The following is a 26,639-nucleotide window of genomic DNA, read 5'->3' as shown; positions in this document are numbered from 1 at the left end:
TGCAACGCTATCTTTGGACGCATGAACGAGCCCCTGGACCCCCAGGTCCGCAACCTCGACGCCCGCTCCCTGCGCGGACTCGCACACCCCCTGCGGATGCAGCTCCTCGACGCCCTGCGCTTCGGCGGTCCGGCCACCGCGTCCCAACTCGCCGGGAAACTGGGCGAGTCGAGCGGTGCCACCAGCTACCACCTGCGCCAGCTCGCCGCACACGGCTTCGTGGAGGACGCCCCCGAGCGGGGCAAGGGGCGGGAGCGCTGGTGGAAGGCCGTCCACAAGGGACTGAGCTTCGACGACGCACTGCTCACGGACGCCGACCCGGCCGTGCGCGGGGCGGCCGACATGTATCTGCACGAGGTCGCGACCACCCAGACCCAGGAGCTGTCGACCTGGCTCGGCACCCGCTCCTCCTGGCCCGAGGAGTGGAACCGTGTCTGGGACATGAGCAGCGCGACACTCCGGCTGACGCCCGAGCTGACCCGCGAACTCATCGAGCGGATGCACGCGTTGATCGACACCTTCCGCGACCGGGCCGCCGCAGAGGACGACACCGACGCGGCACCGGTACGGCTGCACACGCACGCGTTTCCCATGGCCACGGGTACCGGAGCGGACACCGCCACGGAGAAGAAGACCGGCACCGGCGCGGCCACCGGTAGTGCGCCAACCACAGACAGCACAACGGACTGAGAGGAACCGCCCGATGACGCATCCCGAGACGCACCTCGCCCTGCACCGGTACCGCGCCGCCGAACTCCGCGCCCAGGCCGACGCCCACCGCCTCGCCACCGAGGCCAGGCCCTCGCGCGACCTGCGCACCCGCGTCGGCTGGACCCTCGTCGAGGTCGGCCTGCGCCTGGCGTCCGCACCGAAGCCGGCCATGGCCCACTAGTTAGAGCCTGGGGCAGGTCTGGTCTGTGTGGGGACAACAGGTCCAGGTCCAGTTCAGGTCTGGAGCTTGGGCTGGGTCCAGGACTGGCGCTGGGGCTGGGGGCTAGCAGCTCGGTACGGAGCCCTTCCCGCTCTCCAGGGCCGTCAGCGCGTTCACCGCGCTCTTCAACGTGCTCACCGGGATCAGCCGCAGCCCCTTGGGGAGTTCGGACTTCGCGTCCGCGCACTCGTCCTTCGGCACCAGGAACACCGTCGCCCCGTCCCGCTGCGCGGCCTGCGTCTTCAGCGCCACTCCCCCGACCGCGCCGACCTCACCGGCCGCGTCGATCGTGCCCGTGCCCGCGATGGTGGAGCCGCCCGTGAGATCGCCCCCGGCGGCGGCGCCGTCCAGCTTGTCGATGATGCCGAGGGTGAAGAGCAGACCGGCACTGGGGCCGCCCACGTCGGCGAGCTTCAGCGTGACCTTGATGTCCTTGCCGGACAGGTCGAGGTAGTTCAGGGCGGCCTCGGTCGCCGCGTCCTGGGAGTCCTTCATCTGCTCGGTGTTGTGCTTCTCGATCTCCTTGACGCTCTGGCCGCTCGGGTAGACCGCGTCACGGGGCATGACCGCACGGTCGGTGGCGAACCAGGCGCCGAGCACGTCACCGAGCGAGACCCGGGTGTCCGGATTGGTCGCCTCGATGGTCGTCATACGGAGCTGTCCGGTCGTGTCCCGGGTCGGGGCGCCCGAGACCGTGATCACCGGGGTGCCCTTGTTCTCGCCGAGGACGTTCGCCGTCATCCCGGGCTGCGTCAGCGAGAACGGCAGCGGCGCGAAGACGGCTGTGGCGAGCAGGGCCACGACGGGCAGGGCGCAGACGGCGACGGCCCGGGGGCGCGTGAGGCGAGAGAGCACGGGATCAATCTAACGTGACGGTCACTTCCGGCCAGGGCCGGTCGGGTCATGGGTCGGACCACCGGCAGGCCATCTCTCAGGCACCCCTCGGGCCACCCACAGGTCTCGCCGCGCGAGGGTGAGGCAGCGCAGGGTCTCCGGGAGCGGTTCGACGCCGATGCCGGGGGTGTGCGGGACCGGCGGGTGGCCGTCCACCGGCCCGGAGCCCCAGACGCTGGGCGACCTGAGCCGCGCGACGCCTTTGGTCCGCCTGAACGGACTCCCGACGGCATCGCCCACCACCACCGTCACCATCGCCACCGCCCGAACGGCCTGCCACCGCTTCGACCGTCCCGCCCTGTCCCCCAGCTGCGGTGGCTACAGCCGGGTGACTGCGGCTGGGCAGCTGCGGCTGGGGGCAGTCGTCCCGCGGGGTCGGCGGAGGTGCGGTCAGAACCAGTGCAGGCAGTGCGGGGGACGGTCGGTGCGGAAGAGGGCGTCGGCGAGGGTGGCCGCGCCCGGGTGATGGGCCCGGATGTGCCCGGCCCGCACGAGCGTGCTGGGGGCGGTGCCGCCGAGGTAGACCGAGCCCAGGTCGCGTATGTCCAGGGACAGGTCGGGCTCCCGGTCCGTGGGGACGCAGTCGGCCTTGCCCTCCCGGACGGTCAGCAGGTAGCGGCCGTGTTCGCCGAGGAACGGGTCGTCGACATCGAGGACGAGCTCGCCGTCCGCGAACCAGCCCCGTGCGGTCAGAGCACGCGGGATGTCGAGGAGCCGTACCCAGAGCCAGTCCATGTCCTCGCTCACCTGGCCGGCGCGGAAGTCCGCGAGCTGCCTGCGCAGCGGGTGTTCGGGCGGGACGTGCTGGAACACGACCTGACCGACCAGGTCGTGTCCGAGGACGAACCGGGCCAGGGCCGTGAAGACGGCGTCGTCGGTGGCGATGGTCTCGTCGACGGTCAAGGTGTTGGGGTCGTCGATCGAGTAGCTGGCGTACCCGTCCGGGACGCCGTCGGCGTCACGGTGGACGGCGACGTAGCGCGGCGCAGGCGAGATCGGGGGCTGCCCCGCGCGCAGGGCCCACCAGCGGTGGGGCCGGGACAGCGCACCGGGCTGGGCGCGGCGATACCGGTCGTAGACCTCTTCCAGGATCTCGCCGCACTCGGCGCGCCGCACCACCTCGACCGAGCCGTTGTCCGAGGCGTTGTCCGAGTCGGTCGCCGGGGCGCCGGCCACGGTGCGGGCCCGGGGAGCGGCGAGGGCGGCCCGGTGGCGCGGCACCGTCAGTCGCTGCGTGTAGGTCGCCGGCCCGTAGCCGAACCTGCCGTAGATCGTGGCCTCGGAGGCCAGCAGCACGGAGAGGAACTCTCCTCGGGCCCGGAACTCGGCGAGCTGGTGCCGCATCATGGTGCTGAGCACGCCTTGACGCCGGTGGGAGGGCAGGACTCCGACGGCGGTCACCCCGGAGGTCGGGACGTGGGTCTCGCCGGGCAGGGTGAGTTCGAAAGGGTGCGCGGCGGCGGTGCCGACGGGCCGCCCGTCCGGCGTCACGGCGAGCAGACAGCGCTCCATTTCGAGCGCCGACCACCAGAGCCCGCCGCCCTCGACCGGGGTTTCCGGGAAGCGCCCGAACGCGGCATGGACGGTGTCGACGAAGACGTCGAGATCCTTGTCGGTCGTGGAACGGATCTCCATCGCTGCCGCTGCCTCCTCTGATACCGGCACCACGACGCGTAATGCCTGGCCACAGTGCAGCGTTGACCAGCGGCCCGGTCAAACGAATTACGGCTCGGCCCGCGGTCGGTCACAGCACAGCCCGCTCTCGGCCCGACCAGGTCCGACAGGCCCCGGAAGCCGGAGGCAAGAGACAGGAGGCAGGGCGGATGCCGAACAGTCCGAACTCGTCGATGACGAAGGCCCGGTCAGCCCTGTCAGCCCGGTCAGTGCGGCCGGCCCGGTCAGCCCTGTCGCTCCGGTCGGTCCGGTCGGTCCGGTCGGTCAGCGCAACGCTTCGGCGACTTCCCGAGCCGCGTCGACGACCCGCGGTCCCACCCGCTCCGGCACCGCGTCGGCCAGCATCACCACACCGACACTGCCCTCCACCCCCGTGACCCCGATCAACGGCGCCGCCGCCCCACTGGCGCCCGCCTCCAACTCACCGTGCGTCAGGGTGTACCCGGCCTCGTCCACCACCGATTGCTGCCGGGCGGCGAGAATCGCCCGCCCGGCGGCCCCCCGGTCCAGCGGATGCCGGAACCCGGCCCGGTAGGCCACGTGATAGTCCGTCCACGTCGGCTCGACGACGGCCACGGCCAACGCCTCCGCCCCGTCCACCAGCGTGAGGTGCGCGGTCGCCCCGATGTCCTCCGCGAGCGACCGCAGGGCGGGCAACGCCGCCTCCCGCACCAGTGGGTGCACCTGACGGCCCAGCCTCAGCACCCCGAGCCCGACCCGGGCACGACCGCCCAGGTCACGCCGTACGAGGGCGTGCTGCTCCAGCGTGGCGAGCAACCGGTACACCACGGTCCGGTTCACGCCCAGTTTGTTGGACAACTCGGTGACGGTCAGCCCGTGGTCCGTATCGGCCAGCAGCTTGAGGACACGCAGTCCCCGGTCGAGCGTCTGAGAGGTCTCCGCGGTCACGACGCCCACTCCTCCAAGTGGTGAGGTCGGCAGCCTCCTCGCGGCAAAGATGCGTCACCGAGTCCCGTCGGCGACGCGCTTCAGAGGCCGCCGATCGGCGGGCGGACCGGCCAGTTGCCGACCCGCGTCGCTTCAAGGCTGCGCTCCGCGGCTGCGCTGCCACGGGGCGTGTGCGTAGCGGGACAGTAGCGAAGGCGGTTCGCTGAGCGGAAGGCTACGTCCAGAATCCGGTCACTCACCGGTACGGACTACTGGGTTTCGTCCGTATATGTGCGGCGCCCGGCACCCGGCGTGCACCACACCCGCACGCAGCGCACACGCCCCGGTACAGACTCCGCGGATGCCCCGGCACACGCATCGGCGTGTTCCTGCATCGGACACCCGGCGTACGCCTGCACAGGAGACCCGGCGTACGCCCGCGTCGGACAGCCGGCGTCCGATGTCACCGCATCCGCGTGGCCCACTCCTGCACCTTGGCGATCCGCTGTCGCAGCTGTCCGGCCGTGGCCTCGGCGCTCGGCGGCCCGCCGCACACCCGCCGCAGCTCGGTGTGGATCACCCCGTGGGGCTTGCCGCTCTGATGGGTGTACGCGGAGACCATCGTGTTGAGCTGCTTGCGCAGCTCCATCATCTCCTTGTGGGAGACCACCGGCCGCCGCTCGGCGGGCAGTTCGAGCAGGTCGGCCTCGTCGTCCGGCTTCTTGCGGCTGTGCGCGATCTGCCGGGCCTGCCGCTTCTGCAGCAGCATCTGCACCTGATCGGGTTCGAGGAGGCCGGGGATACCGAGGTAGTCCTGCTCCTCCTCGCTCCCCGGGTGGGCCTGCATCCCGAACTCGGCACCGTCGTACAGCACCCGGTCGAAGACGGCCTCGGACTCCAGCGCCTCGAAGGAGAACTGTTCCTGCTCGCCGGTGTCCTCGTCCTCTTCCCTGTTCGCCTCCTCCATCTCCTTCTCGGACTCGGCGTACGGGTCCTCCTCGCCCTCCTTCTTCGGCTTGTCGAGGGCGTGGTCCCGTTCCACCTCCATCTCGTTGGCGAAGGTGAGGAGGTCGGGGATGGTCGGGAGGAACACGGAGGCGGTCTCGCCGCGCCGCCGGGACCGTACGAAACGTCCGACGGCCTGGGCGAAGAAGAGGGGGGTGGAGATGGTGGTGGCGTACACCCCGACCGCCAGCCGCGGCACGTCGACGCCCTCGGACACCATCCGGACGGCGACCATCCAGCGGTCGTTGCTGCCGCTGAAGTCGTCGATCCGCTTGGACGCGCCGGTGTCGTCGGACAGGACGAGGGTCGCCTTGTCGCCGGTGATCTCGCGGATGAGTTTGGCGTAGGCGCGGGCGGATTCCTGGTCGGAGGCGATGACGAGCGCTCCGGCGTCCGGGATGGCCTTCCTGACCTCCGTCAGCCGCCGGTCGGCGGCGCGCAGCACGCTGGGCATCCACTCGCCGCGCGGGTCCAGGGCCGTACGCCAGGCCTGGCTGATGGCGTCCTTGGTCATGGGTTCGCCGAGCCGGGCGGCGATCTCGTCGCCGGCCTTGGTCCGCCACCGCATGTTGCCGCTGTAGCTCATGAAGATGACCGGCCGGACGACCCCGTCGGAGAGGGCGGAGCCGTAGCCGTACGTGTAGTCGGCGGCGGACCGCCGGATCCCGTCGTTCCCCTCTTCGTACGCGACGAAGGGGATGGGGTTGGTGTCGGACCGGAAGGGCGTACCGGTGAGCGCGAGCCGCCGCGTGGCCGGCTCGAAGGCCTCCAGACACGCCTCGCCCCACGACTTGCTGTCGCCGGCGTGGTGGATCTCGTCGAGGATGACGAGGGTCTTGCGCTGCTCGACCCGGTTGCGGTGCAGCATGTGGCGCACGCCCACACCCGCGTACGTCACCGCGATGCCCTGGTAGTCCTTCCCGAGCGGCCCCGCGCTGTACTCGGGATCGAGCTTGATCCCTATCCGCGCCGCCGCTTCCGCCCACTGCTTCTTCAGATGCTCGGTCGGCGCGACGACGGTCACCTGCTGCACCACATGGTGGTGCAGCAGCCAGGACGCGAGCGTCAGCGCGAACGTCGTCTTCCCGGCGCCGGGTGTCGCGACGGCGAGGAAGTCACGCGGCTGCTCCTGGAGATACTTCTCCATCGCGCCCTCCTGCCAGGCGCGCAGCTTGCTGGCGGTGCCCCAGGGGGCGCGGCCGGGGAAGGCGGGGGAAAGGTGGTGGGAGGAGGCGGCGGTGGTAGTCACGGTCTCCGTACGAGGGTCGGGCGGCTCAGCGGACTGGCAGGGCTGCTCTGCTACGTATGACAACCGGGCCACCCTACCGGCGCCCCCACCGTGTCACCGTGCACACCAGCCCGGGTCGCCCGCGGTTGGGACCCACGTCACAGCCCCCGCAGCCGTCCCGCGATCACTCCCACGTCCCCCTCCGCCCCGGACGCCACATCGATGACCAGCGCGTACGCCAGATCCTGATCGACGTCGGCGAGATCGACACCGTTGACCGCGAGGAAGGTCGCGGCGGCCAGCCAGGCGGTGCGCTTGTTGCCGTCGACGAGGGGATGGTTGGCGGCGATGCCGTGCAGCAGGGCGGCGGCCTGCTCGTGCACGTCCTCGTAGGCCGCCGTACCGCACATCCGAGCCCGCGGCCGGTGCACGGCCGACGCCAGCAGCCCGGCCTCCCTGACCTCGGGAGCCCGCCCGCCGAAGGCGACCTCGGCGAGCGCGGTGACCTCCGCGACGGTGAGATGACGTGTCATTCCCCGAGCCTCCTCAGCAAGTCGGCGTGCGCCGAGGCAAGCCGCTCCCCGGCCAGACGCACCCGCCGGGCCTCTTCCTCCAGATACCGGCGCACGGCCTCCCGCGCGAGGTCCTCCGGGAGACACCCGCACGCGTCGGCGAGGTCGTCGAGGGCCTGGCCGTCGGAGGGGTCGAGGCGGAGGGCGAGGTGGTGCGGGGGCTCGCGCGGGGGCTCATCAGCGGGTTCGTGCATGGGTTCGTGCATGGACTCGTCTATGGACTCGCGCATGGGGGGAGGCTAGTTGCAGCGATCACGGGGCCACGACCGTTTTACGCCCCGGCCCCACCACACCCGCCCGGCACCCGCCTCACCGCTCCCGCTCCCCCACTCGGATCCGTGTCGTCACCCATGCCCCCACCAACGCCACCCCCGCCATCGGCAGGAACACCGCGACGAACGCGGCCGGATGGGAGCCGGAGGCCCCCGTGGCCGCGTGGCTGACGGTGCCGCCGCCCAGCGCGGCGAACGCGGCGCCGCCCGTCGCCAGCAGGATGACGTTGGACAGCCCGTCGGAGATCTGGAGGGCGGCGGAGTTCGTACCGGCCTCCTTCGGGGCGGAGAGGTGGAGCAGCAGCACGCTGGTGGAGGAGATCACCAGCCCCATCCCCAGGCACCCGAACGCCCAGGCGACGGCGACGATCCAGGCGGGTACGGACGGGATCAGCACACTCGGCGCGGCGGCGATCGCGGCGGCGACCAGCACCATCCCCACCGTCATCAGCCGTTCCCGGTACGGCTCCACGCGCGGCCTGGACTGCACCCACGACCCCAGCGCCCACGTCCCGCCGCCCGCCGCGAGCGAGAACCCGGCGAGCGTCGGGGACAGCCCCCGCTGGGTGACCAGCATCAGCGGCACGAAGGACTCGGCGGCGATGAAGGACCCCGCGGCGACCCCGCGCAGCAGCACCACGGACGGCAGCCCGCGCGCCGCGCGCCAGGTACCGCGCGGCAGCAGCCCCAGCGCGGCGGGCACCAGCAGCGCCACGCCCACCGCACCCGGCAGGATCGACAGCCACCGCAGATCCTGCGCGGCGTACTGGAGCAGCCCGGCCCCGATCGAGATCCCGAGGGCGAGCCGGATGCGCCGCCTGTCGAGCGAGCCACCCCCCGCACCGCCCTCGACCGCCCCGGACGCCCGTCGCCGTATCTGCGGCAGCGCGAGCGCCAGCGGGAAGACCACCAGCACGGGAATCCCGAGGAACACCCACCGCCACCCGAGATGCTCGGTCACCGCCCCCGAGGCGAGCGGCCCGACGATCGACGGCACGACCCAGGCCGCCGCGAAAGCCGCCATGATCCCCGGCCGCAACCGCTCGGGGTAGGCCCGCCCCACCACGACGTACAGGGCAACGATCACCAGCCCGCCCCCGAGTCCCTGCACGGCCCGCCCGAGGATGAACATCCACATCACACCGGCGGTCCCGGACAACACCAGCCCCGCCGCGAAGGCCCCGATCCCGGCGGTCAACGGGCCGAGCGGCCCCCGCCGGTCCGACCACTGCCCGGACAGCACCATCCCGAACAGGGAGGTCGTGAAGTACCCCGAGAACGCGAACGCGTACAGGGACACCCCGTCCAGTTCCCGCGCCGCGACCGGCATCGCCGTCCCCACGGCGGTCGCCTCGAACGCGATGAGCAGCACGACGGACACGATCCCCGCACTGAGCGCCCGATACGACCGCCCCAGCACGGCCTCCTCGACGGCGGCCAGGTCAGCGGTGGTCTCCACGCCGGCGTCATCCCGCGGCTCCAGAACGCTCATGACCGCCAGCGTAAGGCCCAAGACCCACGGTGACCCCTGTCAGAGGAAGGGCCGGACCCGAGACCTTGGTCGTACGACCACCCGCCCCCGCTCCCCCTTCCGTGAACGGCGTGTGGCAGTCCCGTTGCAGCCCCCGCGATTCCCTTGAGCCCCTCCCCGCCTCGCCATACGGTCATCTCACCAGGACCGGACCGGAGCACCGCTCCACCGACCCGGCCGTATGCCCGAGTGGTTTAGGGGCTCGCCTGCAAAGCGAGTTACGTGGGTTCGAATCCCGCTACGGCCTCCAGTACTTCCACCTTCGCCGCCCTCTCCGGGATACGAGGTCGCCCACACGGTCGGCGGCCTCCGGTGCCTCCTCGTGCTTCGCGGTCACAGCGCCCCGCACGCCTCGTCCCGGAACAGTTCCGTCCAGTAGTGGCGGCCGGCCGGTGTCGTCGTGCCCGTGGGGTCGACCGTCGAGAGGACGTCGATCATCGTCGCGGCCAGCTGGTCGTAGGTGTCCGCGGTCAGGCCGTGGGAGAGGTCCTCGTCGATGGCTCTTTCGCGGTGCAGGAGCCAGAGAGTGAAGCCCAGGGTGGAGATGTCCGTGTTGAGGGGGTACAGGGTCGCTTCGGGTTCGCTCCAGTTGAGGACCGCGCCCGTGGTGCCGTCGATCACCAGGCTGTTGTTCTCGACCAGGTCACCCAGGCGGATCAAGTGGGCCGCGCGGGCGGGGAGTTCGGCCGAGGGGTCGTCGGCGTGGTGTTCCGCCAGGGTCGTCAGCGGCGCGTCCGTGTCGAGGTGGAAGAGGAAGGCGTCCTCGGGCAGGCCCGTCTCGCGCAGGAAGCGGCGGGTCGGTTCGTGGGTGAGGGTCGCGGGGAAGTCGACGTCCTCGTAGCGGGCGACCTTGCCGCGGCCGAACTCCTGGTCCAGGAGGCGGGCCGGGAGGTCCAGGGCGAGGCCGGACCGGGCGCCCGGTCCGGCAACCAGGGACAGCGGGCGGATCAGGGCCGCCATCTTCCAGAACGGCGGGACCTCGCCGCCCGTGCCCTCCTTGAAGACGGCCAGGAGCTGACGGGAGGCCTCCGCGACCGTCTCCGGCCCGAAACGGCCCGCGTAGGACGCGAACTGGCCCCGCAGTGCGGCGAGTTCGTCGGTCGCCGTCGCGAACCGCACCAGCCTCTCCAGCGAGGGGGCGAGCGGGCGGCGGCCCATCAGGTCGGGGCGGTCGTGCAGGAAGTGGGTCGTGGAGATCTCTCCGGTCGCGCCGTCCAGCAGGACCGACTCCGTCTCGTGGCCGCCGGGGCCCACCAGTCCGCCTATGACCAGCTGGTCGCACAGCTCGGACACCAGGCGGTCCGTGTCGGCGGTCGAGTCGGCCACCGTACGCAGGCCCTGGCGGCGCAGTTCCGCGAACGTGAACAGGCCGTCGCCGCCCGGCAGTCCGGGGCCGGTCAGCCAGCGGCGCGTCGACGCGTGCGTGACGTACGGGCCCAACTCGGCCTCGGTCAGTGTGATCGTCACCGGGCCGGCATCGGTCGCCGGGCCCGGATCAGTCGTCGTGCAGCTCATGTGTTCCCCCGCATGTACGTGTCCCACAGCCCCGTGTCCCACAGCCCCCGCGCAGGGCACGCGCGGCCCACCGCGGCTCCGGCGGTCACCCCGACTCCCGCCCCGTCCCCACTGCCAGAACACTACGTGCCGCCACTGACAACGCCCCGGACCGAACGCCCCCGCCGAACGCCCACCCCGAACGCTCGGCGCCGAACCCCACGACAGACCTCATGCCGGACCGCGCACCGGGCGTCCCGCGCCGGGCACTCCACGCAGGGAGACGTCAAACCACCCTCGCGCGTTCCCATCCCGCGAGGATCTCCGCCACGGTCTCCCCCACCGACAGTCCCGACGAGTCCAGCCACAAGCCGATGCGTGGCGTCTCCGTCCGCAGCACCGCGTCCAGTTCCGCGACCGTCCAGGCGCCGTAGCCCGTCTTGGCCCGCCCGGCCTCGCGCGCCGCGACCGACTCCGGGCTCGGCGCCAGCACCACGACGTACAGCAGACGGGTGCGTACCAGCCGGGTGTACGCCGTCAGGTCGGCGCCCAGCACCACGTCCTGCACGACCGCCGTGAAACCGGCCTCCGCGTACGTGTCCGCGGTCGCCGCCGACAGCCGGTACCTGAGCCGGAGTTGGGCCTCGCCGCCACCCCCGCCACCGGGCTCGTACTCCTCCCGGCCCGACACGACCATCCGCCGGAACACATCACCCCGGACATGTGCGGCCCTCGGCAGCCCCTCCGCGAGCGCCTGCGCGACCGTGGACTTACCGGCCGCCATCACCCCGGTGATCAGCACGACCCCGCGCGTCACGTGAGGTAGATACCGCCCAGCACCACGACGATCGCCGCCAGCAGGAACAGCAGGATCCAGCCCGCCAGCTTCCCCACGCCGGGCGTCGGTTCGTAGCGCGGCCCCTCGGGGGCGTCCTCGTGGCTCACTGGTTCGTCACCACCGCCGCCTGCGGGCGGATCGGCAGTCGGTTGACCGGGCGGCCGGTCGCGGCGCGGACGGCCGCGGCGATCGCCGCGGGGGACGTCACCACCGGCACCGCGCTGATGGCCTTCGCCCCGAAGGGGGCGACCACGTCGCGTTCCTCGACCAGTTTCACGATCCGGATCTCCGGCGCGTCCAGGGCCGTCGGCAGGGCGTACCCGGTGAGGTCGGGATGGCGGATCAGCCCGCGCGCGCTGCGCAGGTTCTCCGTGAGGGCGATGCCCACGCCCTGCGTGACGCCGCCCTCGATCCGGGCCACCAGCTGGGTCGGGTTGAGGATCCGGCCGACGTCCTGGGCGAGGGCCAGTTCGACGACGCGTACCGAGCCGAGTTCGATGTCGACGTCCACCACCGCGCGGATCGCGCAGAACGCCAGGCCCACGAAGGCGTCGCCCTGACCGGTCTCGTCCAGGGGCTCGGTCGGGTGCGGGCGGCACTGCGCGGTCGCCCAGAGTTCCTTGCCGTCCATCGCCTCGGTGACGGTGGTCGACAGGACTCCGTCGTACGAGGTGATCTTGCCGTCGGTGATCTGGAGCAGCTCGGTGGACATGCCGAACTTGTGCGCCAGGGGCTGGAGCAGTTGGGTGCGGACCATTTTCGCGGCGCGTTCCACCGCGCCGCCCGACACCCAGGTGTGGCGGCCTCGGCAGCCGGGGCCGGCCGGCGGCTGGTCGGTGTCGACCGGTGCCACGTGGACCTCGTCGATGCCCAGGGTGTCCTGGACGATCTGCCGGGCCAGGGTGGTGAAGCCCTGTCCCGTCTCGACGGCCGCGCACAGCACCGTGGCCACGCCGTCCTGGACGCGGACCGTGGCGGTGGAGACCTCGTCGGCGCCCTCGGCGCCCAGCATGTGCACCATGCCCAGGCCGTAGCCGACGCCCCGGCGCACCGCGCCCGGTTCGCCCGCGCCCTCGGGGCCGCCGGGCAGCAGCCACTCGTCCTCGGGGGTGTCCTTGGGGAGCGCGGGGAGGGGGAAGTCCCGTACGGCCTGGAGCAGTTCGGCGACCGGCGCCGGGCAGGTCACCGTCTGGCCGGTGGGGAGGACGTCCCCGGTGGCCATCACGTTCTGCAGCCGCAGTTCCGCCGGGTCGAGGCCGAGTTTCTTCGCCAGCTTGTCCATCTGCGCCTCGTAGGCGGCGCACACCTGCATGGCGCCCTCGCCGCGTACGTGGCCGGAGGGCGGGTTGTTGGTGCGTACGGCCCAGCCCTCGATGAACGCGTTCGGGACGATGTACGGCCCGCAGGCGAACGAGACGGCGGCGGCCAGCGCCTCCGAGGAGGTGTCGGCGTAGGCGCCCGCGTCGAGCAGGATCTGCGCCTCGACCTTGACCAGCTTGCCCTCGGCGTCGGCGTGGTGGCGGTAGCGCAGGAGGGTGGGGTGTCGGTGGACGTGCCCGAGGAAGGACTCTTCGCGCGTCGCGGTGAGCTTGACCGGGCAGCCGGTCTTCAACGCCAGGAGGCCGAGCGGGAGTTGGAAGCCCTGGTCCTCGCGGTCGGCGGTGGCGCCGGGGACGCCGGTGACGACGACCTTGACGCGTTCCGGTTCCAGGCCGTAGCAGGCGGCGGCCGTGTCGCGGTCGGTGTGCGGGTCCGTGGAGGCCACGTACAGCTCGACGCCGCCGTCGGGACGCGGGACGGCGAGGCCGGCCTCGGCGCCGATCGGGGCGGGGTCCTGGCGGCCGATGCGGTAGAGGCCCTCGACGACGATGTCGCCGGCCGCGTCCGGGTCGCCGTGCCGCAGCGGGATGTGCCGGATCAGGTTGCCGTCGGGGTGCAGGGCCTCGGCCTCGAAGGCCTGTTCGGGGTCGGTGACCGGGTCGAGGACCTCGTACTCGACGATGACGGCGGCGGCGGCCATGCGCGCGGTGTCGGGGTGGTCGGCGGCGACGGCCGCGATGGGCTCGCCGTGGTGGCGCACGACCTCGGAGGCGAACACCGGGCGGTCTGCCTTGCCGCGGCCGTGGACCGGCGTGCCCGGCACGTCCTCGTGGGTGACGACGGCGCGGACGCCGGGCATCTCGCGCGCGTGGGTGGTGTCGATGGACACGATGCGCGCGTGCGGGTGCGGTGAGCGCAGGACGGCCGCCCACAGCAGGCCCTCGGCCCACAGGTCGGCGGCGTACGGGAAGGTGCCCTCCGTCTTCGCGCGGGCGTCGGTGGCCGGCAGGGAGACGCCCAGGCCGTGCGGGATCGGTTCGGGGGCGGGGGCTGCCTCCGCGGCGGTGGTCGCGGTGGCGGCTTCGTTGGTCACTCCTGGCCTCCGTCCTGTCCCTGGCCGGGACCGTACGCCCGGTCACGCGATTCGGCCGGTTCGAACGCCGACGGGTTGACACCGCCGGCTCCGGGACCCGCCTGATGCGGAATACGTGGCTCGTCGCCGTCCGACTCAGCGTCCGCCGCGGCGTGCGCCTCGCGTTCGGCGACGACCTCCTTGACCGCGTCCACGACACCGCGGTAGCCGGAGCAGCGGCACAGGTTGCCGCACAGGGCCTGACGGGTCTCCATCTCGCTGGGCGCCGGGTTGCCCTCCAGGAGGTCGTGCACGGTCATCGCCATGCCCGGCACGCAGAACCCGCACTGCACGGCGCCGCACTTGGCGAGCGCCCGCTGTACGTCCGAGGGCTGTCCGTCGGCGGCCAGGCCCTCGACCGTACGGACCTCGCTGCCGGCCGCGGTGACGGCGGGCACCAGGCAGGAGGCGACGAGCCGTCCGTCGACCTGGACGTTGCAGGCCCCGCACTCGCCCTGCGAGCAGCCGTCCTTGGCGCCCGCGAGGCCGAGCCGCTCGCGCAGCACGTAGAGCAGCGACTCGCCGATCCACGCGTCGGTGACGGGGCGGTCCACGCCGTTGACGCGCAGGACGTAGGAGGCGAGGGGGTGTTCCTCACCGGACGGCGGGGGCGCCGCCTCGCCGTCCTGGACGTCCGGAGCGTCCGGGGCCCCTGCCGGGTCGGTGGTCTCCGCCGTGTCCGAGGCCTCCGCGGCGGCAGAGGTCGCGAGCGCCTCGTCGGCCTCCGCGGCCCGCTGCGCGTCGGCCGTCTCCGACCCTGCGGCGGTCTCCTCGCCGGCATCCGCCTCCGTGGCCCCCTCGGCGGCCTCAGCGGCCCCCTGGGCCTCCTCGGGCACCTCGGTGGCTCCAGGGGCCTCACCGACGCCGTGGGCAGCCTGTGAGGCGCCTGCGAACGGTTCGGCGGGGGCTCCGGTGTACGGCGGTTCGGCGGGCGCCTCGGACTCGGGGCGCGGCGCGGGCGCGTACGACTCGGCGGGCCGTTCGGCCAGGTGCGCACGCGCGGCCTCGGGCGCGTGCGACCGGGGCTGTTCGGATCCGGGCGGGCCGGGCTCCAGGTGCGTGTGCGGCTCGGAGACCAGGCCTTCCGCCTGCTGTCCCCAGGGCTGGCCCGCGGCCTCGGTCGCCCAGGGCGCGGCGGCGCCCCCCGGGAGCGTGGCGGGCGGGGTGCCGCCCCACTGCTCGACCAGGGCCGACGTGGTGAACTCGCCCGATTCGTCCGGAAGATCACCGTCGGCGACGGGGATCGACCACTGCCCGGTCACGTCCTGACCCGAGGCCTGGGCGGTCCGCGCGGCCTCCGCCGCGGCACTCTCCTCGAAGTTCCACTGCCCGGTGCCGCCCTGGTGGTACGTGAACCGGTCGTTCCCCGCGTCCTGGGGCACGGCGTTCGGGTCGGGCCACTGGACTCCGTCGGCGGGCACCCCCCAGGTACCCGCCGCGGGGTCGGTGCCCGTGCCCGGCGTCACCGTTATCGGCGGCGGCACATAGCCGTGACCGGGTGCGGCGAGCGGGTCTGCGGCGGCCAGGAGGGCATCGATGCCGCCTTCGGGGAGCTTGACGAAGGCGGTGGCGCCGTCGTCGTAGTCACCCTGAGGGAGCGGGTCCCAGCGGCCCCCGCCCTGGGGCCTGCCTTCCCCGTGCTGGTCGTCGGTCACGACAGTGCCCTCCCCAGTGCTCGTCGGGCCAGCGCGGCGACGGTGCGCCGCAGGTGCAGTACGGCGGGCGGAAGCTGTTGTACGGAGCCGTCCTCGGCCGGCACCGGGTCGGGAATGCAGGCCGCGGCGACGTACTCGCCGAAGGCGCTGAGCGCCTCCGGGACGATCGCGCGACTGTTGTCCCAGTCGATCAGCCGGGCGACCCACTGCTCGGCGTCCAGGGGTCTGAGCGGCATCGGCGCTATGGCGCCCACCGCGCACCTGACCCCGCGGCGGGCGGGATCGAGGACCAGGGCGACGGACGCGAGCGCCCGGCCCGGGCCGGTGCGGCCGGTCGCCTTGAGGAAGACCTGCGGGGCGTGCAGCAGGGGCACGCGCACGAAGCCGATGAGTTCACCGGCGCGCAGCATGTCCATCCCGGCCAGCAGGTGCGACACCGGGATCTCCCGGCGGGCCCCGCCCTGGCCCGCGATGATCAGCGTCGCCTCCAGGGCGGCCAGCACCGGAAGCGCGTCGCCGGTGGGGGACGCGGAGGCGATGTTGCCGCCCAGGGTGCCCGCGTTGCGGATCTGCGGCGGGCCGGCCGCGCGCGCGGAGGCAGCGAGGGCCGGGATGAGCGCGGCGAAGTCGGGGCGGCCCATGCGGGCGTGGGTGAGACCCGCGCCGAGCAGGGCGTGGCCGTCCAGGTACTGCCAGCCGCGGATCTCGCTGATCCGGCCGAGGCCGACCAGGGCGGCGGGCCTGAGCTGCCCGGAGTTGACGGCGGCCATCAGGTCGGTGCCGCCGGCCACGGGCACGGCGGCGGGCGTGGCGGCCAACGCCGTCACGGCCTCGTCCAGCGTTGTGGGCAGCGTCACGGACTGCCCCGCCTGCGGTGCGTGCGTGGTCAAAACCGGCTGCCCCTTCCCGCTGCCCCACCTGGTCCCACCTGTGTTGCCGTACGGTACGTGCTGACAGGGCGGACGTGGCAACTCTGGCACATCTTCGCAGGACGCCGACGCGGGGGTCCGCTAGGAGGCATTCGCCCACCTCACCGGGGAGATGGCCCGTTTTCGCACGGCATCACCGGTGCATACCGATTGACACTCTTCGGTGACCCCTGTCGGGTTTCTCCCCCGGGTCCTCGTCTCCTACTTGTGCGGCGGCGCCCCCTCGATCGGCCGGCCCCGCACCCCGGGCCGCCGCTGCCAGGGCAGCGGTCCCGCGGGCGGCCGGTAGCCGACCCCCAGGGCGTCAAGTCGCCGGTAGTGGACGGCCATCCGCCGCTCGAAGTCGGCGAAGTCCCGTTCCGCGGGCGCGGGCAGGTCGCTCCAGGCGGCCTCGGCGAAGGCGACGACCCTAGGGAAGGCCTGGTAGTCCACGCGCCCCTGGTCCTCCATCACCTCGGTCCACAGGTTGGCCTGTGCGCCCAGGACGTGCCCGGCCTCGGCGGGTGTCAACTCCGGTGGAACGGGCTCGAACCGATAGACGTCCTCCAGGGTGCGGACGTAGCCGATGGGGACGGGTTCGTCCGCGCCCCCGTGCTGCCGGTGGTCCAAGTACACCTGCTGCTCGGGGCACATGACGACGTCGTGGCCCGCGCGGGCCGCCGCGATGCCGCCCTGGTAGCCGCGCCAGGAGGAGACCGCGGCGCCTTCGGCGAGCCCGCCCTCCAGGATCTCGTCCCACCCGATGAGCCGGCGCCCGCGCGCGGAGAGCCACGTGTCGAAGTGTCCGACGAACCACGACTGCAACGCGTCCTCGTCGGCGAGGCCGAGTTCCTTGATGCGGGCCTGTGCGGTGGGCGACCGCCTCCACTGGTCCTTGAGGCATTCGTCGCCGCCGATGTGGACGAACGCCGAGAACTCGGCGGCGTCCGCCGGGAAGAGATCGAGGAGTTCCTCGAACACCCCCTCGTAGAAGCGCAGGGTGTTGTCGGTGGGGGCGAGTACGTTCGGGGAGATTCCCCAGCTGTCCCAGACCGAGAGGGTGGTGGTGTCGATGACGTCGGTGTTGCCGAGTTCCGGGTACGCGGCGATGGCGGCCTGCGAGTGGCCGGGTACGTCGATTTCGGGGACGACACTGATATGCCGCTCGGCGGCGTAGGCGACGATCTCCCGGATGTCGTCCTGGGTGTAGAAACCACCGTGCGGCTTCTCCTCCCACAACGGTGAGGCCCGGTGGCCGAATTTCGTGCGCGTCCGCCAGGAGCCGGTCCCGGTGAGCTTCGGGTACCGCTCGATCTCGACGCGCCAGCCCTGGTCGTCCGTCAAGTGGAAGTGGAAGACGTTGAGTTTGTGCGCCGCCATCAGGTCGAGGTAGCGCAGGACGCCTTCCTTCGGCATGAAGTGCCGGGCCACGTCGAGCATCAGGCCGCGCCACGGGAAGCGGGGCGCGTCCTCGATCGTGAGGTGCGGTACGGCCCAGGTGCGGGCGGGGCCGAGCGGGGCCCTTCGGTACGCGTCGGGGCCCAGGAGCTGCCGCAGGGTCTGGGCGCCCCAGAAGACACCGGCCGCGCTGCCGCCTTCGACGAGAACGCCGTCCTGGTCGCTGACGAGGCGGTACTGCTCGGGGCCGAGTGTGGGATCGAGCCGGAGTCCGATGCCGTCGCCGCGGATGTCGTCGAGCTCCCGTCCCTCGCGCAGCGGCAGGCCGGTGGCCTGCCAGAGGGCGGTGCGCAGCCAGTGGCCGACGCCCTCCAGCCCGGTGTCGGCGTAGAGCCGGGAGCGGGCCGTCAGCCGTATCTCGCCGGCCGCGGCGACGACGGCGCGGGGTGCCGGAATCAGTTCACTCATGTCAGTCCTTGACCGCTCCGCCCAGCCCGGAGACCAGACGTCGCTGTACGAGTACGAAGAACACCAGCACCGGAATCGTCATCACCGTGGAGGCCGCCATCACACCGCCCCAGTCCGGGTCGTCCGGCTTGTAGAAGACGAGCAGCGCCATCGGCAGGGTCGACTGCGAGGTGTCGCTGATGAGGAACGACTTGGCGAACAGGAAGTCGTTCCAGGCGGAGATGAAGGAGAACACGCTCGTGGCGACCAGGCCGGGGAAGACGAGCGGGAAAAGGATCTGCCACAGGAATCGCGCGCGGCTCGCCCCGTCGATGTACGCGGCCTCCTCCAGCGCCTCCGGTACGGCTTTCACGAATCCGCGCAGCATCCAGATCGCGAAGGGCAGCGAGAAGGCGATGTGCGGCAGGATCAGCGAGCCCAGTGTGTTCAGCTGACCGAAGTCCCGCATCTGGAAGAACAGGGGGATCGTCAGCGCCTCGACGGGCACCATCTGGGCCACCAGGAACATGATCAGCAGGGTGGTCCGGAAGCGGAACCGGAATCGGGTCACGGCGGTCGCCGCGAGAAACGCGATCAGCGCCGAGGCGAGCACCACACTGCACGCCACGACAAGGCTGTTGAGGAAGTAACGACCGAATTCCTGTTGTTCGAAGACGCGCCGGAAGGAGTCCAGGGAGGGCGCGAGCGTCCAGGGCCGGGGCTCGGACGACTCGATCTCACCGGCCGGTTTGAAGGCGCTGAGCACCATCCAGTAGAGGGGGAAGGCCACGGCGACCGCGATCAGCAGCGCGGACGCCTCGGCGGCCAGCCGCCAGGGACGCCGTAGCTGGGCACGGAGAAGACTCACAGTTCCTCCCCCTGCCTGCGCAACAGCCGCAGATACCCGAGCGTGACGGCCAGCAGGATCAGCAGCATCACCACGCCGATCGCGGAGCCGAGGCCGTACTGCGAGGAGGCGAAGGCCTGTTGGTAGGCGTACACGTTCAGGACGAGGTTCTGGCCGGCGATGCCGCCGCCGTTCGTCATGACGTAGATCTGGGTGAAGACCTTGAAGTCCCAGATGACGGACTGGATGGTGACGACGGTCAGGATCGGCCGGAGAATCGGCGCGAGGACCGAGCGCCAGATGCGCCACTGCGAGGCGCCGTCCAGGGAGGCGGCCTCCAGCACCTCGCCCGGGACGGCGCGGATACCGGCGTACACCGTGACCATCACGAACGGGAAGGAGCACCAGACCACTTCGAGCAGGACGAGGAGGAAGGCGCTGTACCGGCCGTACGTCCAGGAGTGGTCGCCCAGTCCCAGCATGCGGTTGACGGGGCCGAAGTCGGGGTCGAAGAGGAGCAGCCAGACCGTCGAGCCGGTGACGGCCGGCGTCGCCCAGGCGCCCATCGCGGCCAGCATCAGCGCGAGCCGGGGCAGGGCGCGCACACGGGTGAGGAGGACGGCGAGGGCGCAGCCGACCGCCATCGTGGACAGGACACAGGCCACCGCGAAGACGACCGTGGCCAGCAGGACCTGCCAGAACTGGTCGTCGCCGAACAGTTCGGCGTAGTTGCCCAGGCCCTTGAAGGTGGTCGGTTCGCCGCCGCTGACCTGGGCCTGGGTGTACTGGAAGAGCGAGATCAGGCCGAGTTGGTAGATGGGGTAGACGAGCAGCCCGCCGAGGACGACGAGGGCGGGGGCGAGATAGAGCCAGGGGGTCCAGCGGCCCCGCGCGAGCGGGGAGCCGCCCCTCACGGGCCCGCGGCGCGGGCGGCGGGACGGGGCCGCGCCGGACCCGGTGTCCTTGGCGGGTCCGGCGCCGGGGGCCCGCCCGGCCGGGGCCGCCGGAGCGGCCTCGACGGTGCGGCCGGGCGGGGCGTCGGGCGGCGCCGTGCGGTCGTTCATCGGCGTCACCCCGCGGAACTGAAGGCGTCGTTCATCTCGGTCGCCGCGTCCTTCGACGCCGCGGCCACGTCCTTCTTGCCGCTGATGACCTCCTGGAGCATGGTCGGCAGGACCAGCGAGGAGTCGATCTGGGACCAGGCGGGCGAGGCGGGGACGAACCTGGTACCGGCGGAGAGGGTCTCGACGAAGGGCTTCACGAAGGGCTGCTTCGCCGCGACCTGCTGCCGTACGTCACCGAAGGTCGGTAGGAACCCCATCGCGTCGAAGAGCGCGGTCTGCGACTTCTTCGAGGCGAGCTGTTCCATCAGGTCGACGGCGAGGGTGCGGTGCGAAGTGCTCTTGAGGACGCCGATGTTGTTGCCGCCGGCGAACGCCGGGGCGATCGAGCCCGAGGTGACGCCCGGCAGCGGCACCACCGCGTACTTGCCCTTGACCTTGCCGGCCTCGACGGCGGTGTGGCTGAAGTCGCCGCCGATCGCCATGGCCGCCTTGCCCGCGGCGAACGCGGTGATCGTGTCGTTGCCGCCCATCCCGGCGCACTTGGCGGCGGGGCAGTTGTCGTCACCGAAGAGGGACGTGTACGCCTTGATGCCCTTCTGGGCGGCGGCGCTGTCGATGCCGGAGGAGTACGAGCCGCCCTTGCCGGTGGCGAGTTCGCCGCCGTTGGCCCAGACGAAGGGCATCGCGCCGTAGGTGTAGGCGCCGCCGACGACCAGGCCGTACAGGTCGGGCTTCGCGGCGCGGATCTCGCGGGCCGTGGAGGCCAGTTCGGCCATCGTGGTCGGGGCGTCCAGGCCCAGTTCCTCGAAGACGTCCGTGCGGTAGTAGAGGGCGCGGACGCCGACGTAGAGGGGCGCGCCGTAGATCTTGCCGGCCACGGTGACCGACTGCTTCGCTGTGGGGTCGGTGTCCTTGGACTCGCTCCAGTCGCCGAACTCCTCGGTGACGTCGAGGAGTCCGCCGTCCTTCACATAGCCGGCCGTGTCGGTGTTGCCGTACTCCATGACGTCGGGAGCGGACTTCGGGTCGTTGAAGGCGGCCTTGACGCGCTGGGCGCGGGTGTCGATCGGTATGTACTCGACGTCGACCTTCGTGCCCTTGTGGGCCTTCTCGAAGGCGGTGACGACGGAGCCGACGGCCTGTTCCTTCGGCTTGTTGCCGACCTCCTGGAAGAGCCAGACACGCAGGGTGCCGGACGTGTCGTCCTTGTCGGAGGAGGCGTTGTCGGACGTCTGGGGGGCGCAGGCCGTGACGACGAGGGCGGCCAGTACCAGGGTGGGGAGACGGGGGGAGAGTTTCATGGAGCGTTTCCTCCGGGCGTTGCAGCATATGCAATGACGGTTTCGCTCTGCACAACACCACGGAGGCTAGGGACTACAGGAACACGCCGACAAGAGGTCTCAACCACTCTGTGACCACCCGACGCACCCCGTGCAACGCCAGGGAACGACAAATGCCCCCGAGGCGCACGAAACGCGCCCCGGGGGCCTCACGAACCTCAGCGGGGAGGAGGGTTACTTGTCGCCGCCCTTGCCCTTGTCGTCGCCGCCGGCGCCCATGGACTCGTAGATCTCCTTGCACATGGGACACACCGGGTACTTCTTCGGGTCGCGGCCCGGCACCCAGACCTTGCCGCACAGCGCCACGACGGGAGTCCCGTCGAGCGCGCTCGCCATGATCTTGTCCTTCTGGACGTAGTGGGCGAAGCGCTCGTGGTCACCGTCGCCGTGGGACACCTGGGGCGTCGGCTCTACGAGGGTCCCCGTACCAGTCCCGCGCTGCGGCTGGGTCTCAGGCTCAAGAGTGCTCATAACGCAAGGGTACTGAAGCTCACAGGCCTCAGTTGAGCGAAGGGTCGTCCGGGTACGTGGCCACCATCGCCAGTTCGTTGCGCTGGCGGCGCAGGACCTCGCGCCAGAGCCTCTCCGGGGACGGCGAGGAGACGTCACCGGGCTCCGACTCCACGACGTACCAGGCGCCCTCCACCAGCTCCTCCTCCAGCTGGCCGGGCCCCCAGCCGGCGTACCCGGCGAAGATCCGCAGGGACCCGAGCGCCGAGGCGAGCAGCTCCGGCGGGGCCTCCAGGTCGACCAGCCCGATCGCGCCGTGCACCCGGCGCCAGCCGAGCGGCGCGCCGTCGACGGACGTGCCGCCGGGGATGACCGCGACGCCGAGCGCCGAGTCCAGGGAGACCGGACCGCCCTGGAAGACGACACCGGGGGCGCCGGCGAGATCCGCCCAGCCCTCCAGGATGTCCCCCACGTCCACCGGAGTCGGACGGTTGAGGACGACGCCGAGGGAGCCCTTCTCGTCGTGGTCGAGAAGGAGCACCACCGCGCGGTCGAAGTTCGGGTCCGCCAGGGCGGGCGTGGCCACGAGCAGCCGCCCTGTGAGCGAGGACACCTCGGTCATGCCAGACATGATCCCGCATCTTCCCCTCGCGCGGGGAGCCAATGCCCCTACGGCCGTGAACGCAGCTCAGGGCGCACTGATGCGCCGCACGCGCACGCGCGCGCCGGTGACCCCATGTGCCCGACGCGGAACGGTTCGTGTTGTGACAGAGCTATGACCGACCTGGCCGGTCCTTGGGCTTACAGAAGGGGGGTGGGCGGCGATTACCCTTTCCCTTCTGGTCCCTGCCCGACTCATCGGAACGCGAGATACATGACCGTCAACGGCTCTGACGACGTACTGATTGTTCACGGCGGAACCCCGCTGGAGGGCGAGATCCGGGTCCGCGGTGCGAAGAACCTCGTACCGAAGGCCATGGTGGCCGCTCTGCTGGGCAGTGAGCCGAGTCGACTGCGCAACGTTCCGGACATCCGTGACGTGCGTGTCGTACGCGGCCTGCTGCAACTGCACGGGGTGACGGTCCGTCCGGGTGAGGAGCCGGGCGAGCTGGTGATGGACCCGACACATGTGGAGAGCGCGAACGTCGCCGACATCGATGCCCACGCGGGCTCGTCGCGCATCCCGATCCTCCTCTGCGGTCCGCTGCTGCACCGCCTCGGTCACGCCTTCATCCCCGGCCTCGGCGGCTGCGACATCGGCGGCCGGCCCATCGACTTCCACTTCGAGGTGCTGCGGCAGTTCGGCGCGACGATCGAGAAGCGGGCGGACGGACAGTTCCTGGAGGCGCCGCGGCGCCTGCGCGGCACGAAGATCCGGCTGCCCTACCCCTCCGTCGGCGCGACCGAGCAGGTGCTGCTCACCGCGGTCCTCGCCGAGGGCGTCACCGAGCTCTCGAACGCGGCCGTGGAGCCGGAGATCGAGGACCTCATCTGCGTCCTGCAGAAGATGGGCGCCATCATCGCGATGGACACCGACCGCACCATCCGCGTCACCGGTGTGGACCAACTCGGCGGCTACAACCACGGCGCCCTCCCGGACCGCCTGGAGGCCGCCTCCTGGGCGTCCGCCGCGCTCGCCACCGAGGGGAACATCTACGTCCGCGGCGCCCAGCAGCGCTCGATGATGACGTTCCTGAACACCTACCGGAAGGTGGGCGGTGCCTTCCAGATCGACGACGAGGGCATCCGCTTCTGGCACCCGGGCAGCCAGTTGAAGTCCATCGCCCTCGAAACCGACGTGCACCCCGGCTTCCAGACGGACTGGCAGCAGCCGCTGGTGGTGGCGCTGACGCAGGCCACGGGGCTGTCCATCGTCCACGAGACGGTCTACGAGTCCCGCCTCGGTTTCACCTCCGCGCTCAACCAGATGGGGGCGCACATCCAGCTGTACCGCGAGTGCCTGGGCGGTTCCGTCTGCCGTTTCGGCCAGCGCAACTTCCTCCACTCGGCGGTGGTCTCCGGCCCCACCCGCCTCCAGGGCGCCGACCTGGTCATCCCCGACCTCCGAGGCGGCTTCTCCTACCTCATCGCGGCCCTGGCCGCCCAGGGCACCTCCCGGGTCCACGGCATCGACCTCATCAACCGCGGCTACGAGAACTTCATGGAGAAGCTCGTCGCCCTGGGCGCGAAGGTCGAACTCCCGGGCAAGGCACTCGGCTGACCACACCCTCGCCCCTCCGGCCCCGGCGACGCCGCCCCGGGCCGGGGGTCCGGGGGTTGTCCCCCGGGCGGGCACAGCATGGAGAAGCCCGTCGCCCCGGGCGCGAAGGTCGAACTCCCGGGCAAGGCACTCGGCTGACCGTCACTCACCTGGCCGCCGGCCCTCGGCCGGCGGTCACCCGGACGCCGTAAGGCCATCCTTACGACGATGGGGCGGCCACCCTGACCGGGTGGCCGCCCCATTCGCGTTACCGAGCCTCGTACGCAGGTCCCGTCGCGTACGCGAAGGCTTACTTGCCCTTGGCGGCTTCCTTGAGCTTGCTACCGGCGGAGACCTTCACGCTGTAGCCGGCCGGGATCTGGATCGGGTCGCCGGTCTGCGGGTTGCGCGCGGTGCGAGCGGCACGGTGGGTGCGCTCGAAGGTCAGGAAGCCGGGGATGGTGACCTTCTCGTCGCCCTTGGCGACGATCTCACCGACGGTCTCGGCGAACGCGGCCAGCACGGCGTCGGCGTCCTTGCGGGTGACCTCGGCGCGGTCGGCCAGCGCGGCCACCAGCTCACTGCGGTTCATGTTGTTACTCCCGTGTTCTTCTTGCTGTTGAGGCGTGCCACGCGGCGGAGCCGCATAGTGGGCACAGCGAAGTCGATGCTGCCAGGGCCCTCGGACAGTCGCAGGACCCGGGTCCGTCGTCAGACCCTCGCGCCCAGGGACGCATCCTGCCCCTACCTGCGGCGGGAAAGCCAATCCGGCACCCCTGGGAGTCGTGAGAACACCCTTGGGAGTCACACGACAGGAGGGCTGAGCCTGGCCGACACGATAAACGTCGGTCAGGAGGCCCGGGTTCCACGACGCGCCGGAGTCAGGCTCGTCGTGGCAATCCTCACAGCCCGGCCACACCGATGCCGGCTCCCGGACGGCTACGGAGCGACTCCCGCCGCCCGCGCGGCGTCCCGCACCGCACCGGCGACCGCACCCGCGACCTTGTCGTTGAAGACGCTCGGAATGATGTAGTTCGGGTTGAGCTCGTCCTCGGTCACCACGTCCGCGAGGGCCTTGGCCGCCGCGATCATCATCTCGGTGTTGACCGTGCGGGACTGGGCGTCCAGCAGACCGCGGAAGACACCCGGGAAGACCAGCACGTTGTTGATCTGGTTCGGGAAGTCGGAGCGGCCGGTGGCGACCACCGCGGCGGTCTGACGGGCGATCGTCGGGTCGACCTCGGGGTCGGGGTTCGCGAGCGCGAACACGATCGCGCCCTCGGCCATCGCGGCCACGTCGTCACCGTCGAGCACGTTGGGCGCCGACACGCCGATGAAGACGTCCGCGCCGCGCACGGCCTCCTTCAGCGTGCCCGTCAGGCCCTCGGGGTTGGTGTTGTCGGCGATCCAGCGCAGCGGCGAGTCCGGGGCGGCGTCGACGAGGTCGTCGCGGCCCGCGTGCACGACGCCGTGGATGTCGGCGACGACGGCGTTCTTCACGCCCGCGGCGATCAGCAGCTTGAGGATGGCCGTACCGGCCGCGCCGGCACCGGACATGACGACCCGGATGTTCTCGATGGCCTTTCCGGCCACACGCAGCGCGTTCGTCAGCGCCGCCAGCACCACGATCGCGGTGCCGTGCTGGTCGTCGTGGAAGACGGGGATGTCGAGGGCCTCACGCAGCCGGGCCTCGATCTCGAAGCAGCGGGGCGCGGAGATGTCCTCCAGGTTGATGCCCGCGAAGCCGGGGGCGATGGCCTTGACGATCTCGACGATCGCGTCGGTGTCCTGGGTGTCCAGGCACAGCGGCCAGGCGTCGATGCCGGCGAACCGCTTGAAGAGGGCCGCCTTGCCCTCCATGACCGGCAGGGCGGCCTTCGGGCCGATGTTGCCGAGGCCCAGCACGGCCGAGCCGTCCGTCACGACCGCAACGGAGTTGCGCTTGATGGTGAGGCGGCGGGCGTCCTCGGGGTTCTCGGCGATCGCCATGCAGACGCGGGCCACACCCGGCGTGTAGATCATGGAGAGGTCGTCACGGTTGCGGATGGGGTGCTTGGACTGCATCTCGATCTTGCCGCCGAGGTGCATGAGGAACGTACGGTCCGAGACCTTGCCGAGGGTGACGTCCTCGATACCGCGCAGCTGTTCGACGATCTCCTCGGAGTGAGCCGTGGAAGTCGCCGCGATGGTGACGTCGATCCGCAGCTTCTCGTGGCCGGAAGCGGTCACGTCGAGGCCGGTCACCGAGCCTCCGTGGGACTCTACGGCCGTGGTGATCTGGGAGACCGCGGTTCCGCTGGCGGGCACCTCGAGCCGGACCGTAATCGAGTAGGAGACGCTGGGCGCCGTTGCCATGGCCGACTTCCTCTGCTTTCACCTGTGTCGCTGGATGCCGTCCGATCGTCGCACCTACCGTCGAGTAGGCGTTAGCCGGGTGGGATTGCGAACCTTTTGTTCGCGGGCGGGGTCACATGACGAGAGGCCCACGTCACAGGGTGACGTGGGCCTCTCGGACTTTCAGTGACACCGACCCGCCATGCTCGCCTCGCGG

At 71.5% G+C, this 26,639-nt stretch carries 24 protein-coding genes and 1 tRNA gene; 4 read left to right on the top strand and 21 right to left on the bottom strand.

Annotated elements, in window-relative coordinates; genetic code table 11:
- The first annotated feature begins 21 nt into the window (after nucleotides 1-21).
- Nucleotides 22-690, top strand: coding sequence for an ArsR/SmtB family transcription factor (locus tag ACZ5VD_RS00450; RefSeq protein WP_468679797.1), 669 nt, complete (start codon nucleotides 22-24; stop codon nucleotides 688-690).
- Nucleotides 691-703: 13 nt separating this feature from the next.
- Nucleotides 704-892 carry a hypothetical protein gene (locus ACZ5VD_RS00445; protein ID WP_468552925.1) on the top strand — a complete coding sequence of 63 codons (189 nt, stop codon included), beginning with the start codon at nucleotides 704-706 and terminating at the stop codon, nucleotides 890-892.
- Nucleotides 893-994: 102 nt separating this feature from the next.
- Here ACZ5VD_RS00445 and ACZ5VD_RS00440 read toward each other — a convergent pair whose 3' ends face one another.
- The 7 genes from ACZ5VD_RS00440 to ACZ5VD_RS00410 form a co-directional block, all read right to left on the bottom strand.
- Complete coding sequence (locus tag ACZ5VD_RS00440) at nucleotides 995-1,786, bottom strand: YlbL family protein (protein ID WP_468679795.1); 792 nt, start codon at nucleotides 1,784-1,786, stop codon at nucleotides 995-997.
- A gap of 429 nt (nucleotides 1,787-2,215) precedes the next feature.
- Nucleotides 2,216-3,460, bottom strand: a complete 1,245-nt coding sequence (locus ACZ5VD_RS00435; protein ID WP_468552923.1) for a GNAT family N-acetyltransferase — start codon at nucleotides 3,458-3,460, stop codon at nucleotides 2,216-2,218.
- Nucleotides 3,461-3,763: 303 nt separating this feature from the next.
- Nucleotides 3,764-4,408, bottom strand: coding sequence for an IclR family transcriptional regulator (locus ACZ5VD_RS00430; RefSeq protein WP_468552922.1), 645 nt, complete (start codon nucleotides 4,406-4,408; stop codon nucleotides 3,764-3,766).
- A 442-nt stretch (nucleotides 4,409-4,850) separates the two neighbouring features.
- Entirely contained in the window at nucleotides 4,851-6,641 is a 1,791-nt protein-coding gene (locus tag ACZ5VD_RS00425; protein WP_468552921.1) for a DEAD/DEAH box helicase, read from the bottom strand.
- A gap of 137 nt (nucleotides 6,642-6,778) precedes the next feature.
- Nucleotides 6,779-7,153, bottom strand: coding sequence for a type II toxin-antitoxin system death-on-curing family toxin (locus tag ACZ5VD_RS00420; protein ID WP_468679793.1), 375 nt, complete (start codon nucleotides 7,151-7,153; stop codon nucleotides 6,779-6,781).
- Nucleotides 7,150-7,422, bottom strand: a complete 273-nt coding sequence (locus ACZ5VD_RS00415; protein ID WP_468552919.1) for a hypothetical protein — start codon at nucleotides 7,420-7,422, stop codon at nucleotides 7,150-7,152. The genes ACZ5VD_RS00420 and ACZ5VD_RS00415 overlap by 4 nt, the downstream gene beginning before the upstream one ends.
- A 79-nt stretch (nucleotides 7,423-7,501) precedes the next feature.
- Complete coding sequence (locus tag ACZ5VD_RS00410; protein ID WP_468679791.1) at nucleotides 7,502-8,956, bottom strand: MFS transporter; 1,455 nt, start codon at nucleotides 8,954-8,956, stop codon at nucleotides 7,502-7,504.
- A 214-nt stretch (nucleotides 8,957-9,170) separates the two neighbouring features.
- Here ACZ5VD_RS00410 and ACZ5VD_RS00405 point away from each other — a divergent pair.
- A tRNA-Cys gene (locus tag ACZ5VD_RS00405) sits at nucleotides 9,171-9,245 on the top strand.
- A gap of 83 nt (nucleotides 9,246-9,328) precedes the next feature.
- On the opposite strand, the gene ACZ5VD_RS00400 is transcribed toward ACZ5VD_RS00405, so the two are convergent.
- From ACZ5VD_RS00400 to ACZ5VD_RS00345, 12 genes are all read right to left on the bottom strand, one after another.
- Nucleotides 9,329-10,510 (bottom strand): SUKH-4 family immunity protein, encoded by a 1,182-nt coding sequence (locus ACZ5VD_RS00400; protein WP_468552917.1) that lies wholly within the window; start codon nucleotides 10,508-10,510, stop codon nucleotides 9,329-9,331.
- A 265-nt stretch (nucleotides 10,511-10,775) separates the two neighbouring features.
- The gene (locus ACZ5VD_RS00395; protein WP_468679789.1) at nucleotides 10,776-11,306 is read right to left on the bottom strand and encodes an AAA family ATPase; all 531 of its coding nucleotides are present in this window, start codon (nucleotides 11,304-11,306) and stop codon (nucleotides 10,776-10,778) included.
- A complete protein-coding gene (locus tag ACZ5VD_RS00390; protein WP_468552915.1) occupies nucleotides 11,303-11,434 on the bottom strand; it encodes a hypothetical protein in 132 nt (43 codons plus the stop codon). The genes ACZ5VD_RS00395 and ACZ5VD_RS00390 overlap by 4 nt, the downstream gene beginning before the upstream one ends.
- Nucleotides 11,431-13,740, bottom strand: coding sequence for a xanthine dehydrogenase family protein molybdopterin-binding subunit (locus ACZ5VD_RS00385; protein WP_468552914.1), 2,310 nt, complete (start codon nucleotides 13,738-13,740; stop codon nucleotides 11,431-11,433). Before ACZ5VD_RS00385 ends, ACZ5VD_RS00390 begins: the two co-directional genes overlap by 4 nt.
- Nucleotides 13,737-15,434 carry a (2Fe-2S)-binding protein gene (locus ACZ5VD_RS00380; protein ID WP_468679786.1) on the bottom strand — a complete coding sequence of 566 codons (1,698 nt, stop codon included), beginning with the start codon at nucleotides 15,432-15,434 and terminating at the stop codon, nucleotides 13,737-13,739. Before ACZ5VD_RS00380 ends, ACZ5VD_RS00385 begins: the two co-directional genes overlap by 4 nt.
- Nucleotides 15,431-16,324, bottom strand: coding sequence for an FAD binding domain-containing protein (locus ACZ5VD_RS00375; RefSeq protein WP_468552912.1), 894 nt, complete (start codon nucleotides 16,322-16,324; stop codon nucleotides 15,431-15,433). The genes ACZ5VD_RS00380 and ACZ5VD_RS00375 overlap by 4 nt, the downstream gene beginning before the upstream one ends.
- 240 nt (nucleotides 16,325-16,564) lie before the next feature.
- Nucleotides 16,565-18,208: a beta-N-acetylhexosaminidase gene (locus ACZ5VD_RS00370; protein ID WP_468552911.1), complete on the bottom strand. Its 1,644-nt coding sequence runs from the start codon at nucleotides 18,206-18,208 to the stop codon at nucleotides 16,565-16,567.
- Between the two features lies 1 nt (nucleotide 18,209).
- Nucleotides 18,210-19,055: a carbohydrate ABC transporter permease gene (locus ACZ5VD_RS00365; protein ID WP_468552910.1), complete on the bottom strand. Its 846-nt coding sequence runs from the start codon at nucleotides 19,053-19,055 to the stop codon at nucleotides 18,210-18,212.
- Complete coding sequence (locus ACZ5VD_RS00360; protein ID WP_468552909.1) at nucleotides 19,052-20,098, bottom strand: carbohydrate ABC transporter permease; 1,047 nt, start codon at nucleotides 20,096-20,098, stop codon at nucleotides 19,052-19,054. The genes ACZ5VD_RS00365 and ACZ5VD_RS00360 overlap by 4 nt, the downstream gene beginning before the upstream one ends.
- 5 nt (nucleotides 20,099-20,103) lie before the next feature.
- On the bottom strand, nucleotides 20,104-21,399 hold the full coding sequence (locus ACZ5VD_RS00355) for an extracellular solute-binding protein (protein ID WP_468679785.1): 1,296 nt from the start codon (nucleotides 21,397-21,399) through the stop codon (nucleotides 20,104-20,106).
- Between the two features lie 213 nt (nucleotides 21,400-21,612).
- Nucleotides 21,613-21,909, bottom strand: coding sequence for a DUF3039 domain-containing protein (locus ACZ5VD_RS00350; protein ID WP_468552907.1), 297 nt, complete (start codon nucleotides 21,907-21,909; stop codon nucleotides 21,613-21,615).
- Between the two features lie 28 nt (nucleotides 21,910-21,937).
- Nucleotides 21,938-22,510, bottom strand: a complete 573-nt coding sequence (locus ACZ5VD_RS00345; protein ID WP_468552906.1) for a YqgE/AlgH family protein — start codon at nucleotides 22,508-22,510, stop codon at nucleotides 21,938-21,940.
- Between the two features lie 252 nt (nucleotides 22,511-22,762).
- Between ACZ5VD_RS00345 and murA the strand changes: the two genes are divergently transcribed.
- Nucleotides 22,763-24,109 (top strand): UDP-N-acetylglucosamine 1-carboxyvinyltransferase, encoded by a 1,347-nt coding sequence (gene murA / locus ACZ5VD_RS00340; RefSeq protein ID WP_468552905.1) that lies wholly within the window; start codon nucleotides 22,763-22,765, stop codon nucleotides 24,107-24,109.
- Nucleotides 24,110-24,398: 289 nt separating this feature from the next.
- Here murA and ACZ5VD_RS00335 read toward each other — a convergent pair whose 3' ends face one another.
- Nucleotides 24,399-24,680, bottom strand: a complete 282-nt coding sequence (locus ACZ5VD_RS00335) for an HU family DNA-binding protein (protein WP_007382399.1) — start codon at nucleotides 24,678-24,680, stop codon at nucleotides 24,399-24,401.
- Nucleotides 24,681-25,027: 347 nt separating this feature from the next.
- On the bottom strand, nucleotides 25,028-26,443 hold the full coding sequence (locus ACZ5VD_RS00330) for an NAD-dependent malic enzyme (protein ID WP_468552904.1): 1,416 nt from the start codon (nucleotides 26,441-26,443) through the stop codon (nucleotides 25,028-25,030).
- Nucleotides 26,444-26,639 lie beyond the last annotated feature (196 nt).

The sequence above is a fragment of the Streptomyces sp. NPDC032822 genome, assembly GCF_055578825.1.
This window is presented reverse-complemented; position numbering and strand designations above follow the sequence as displayed.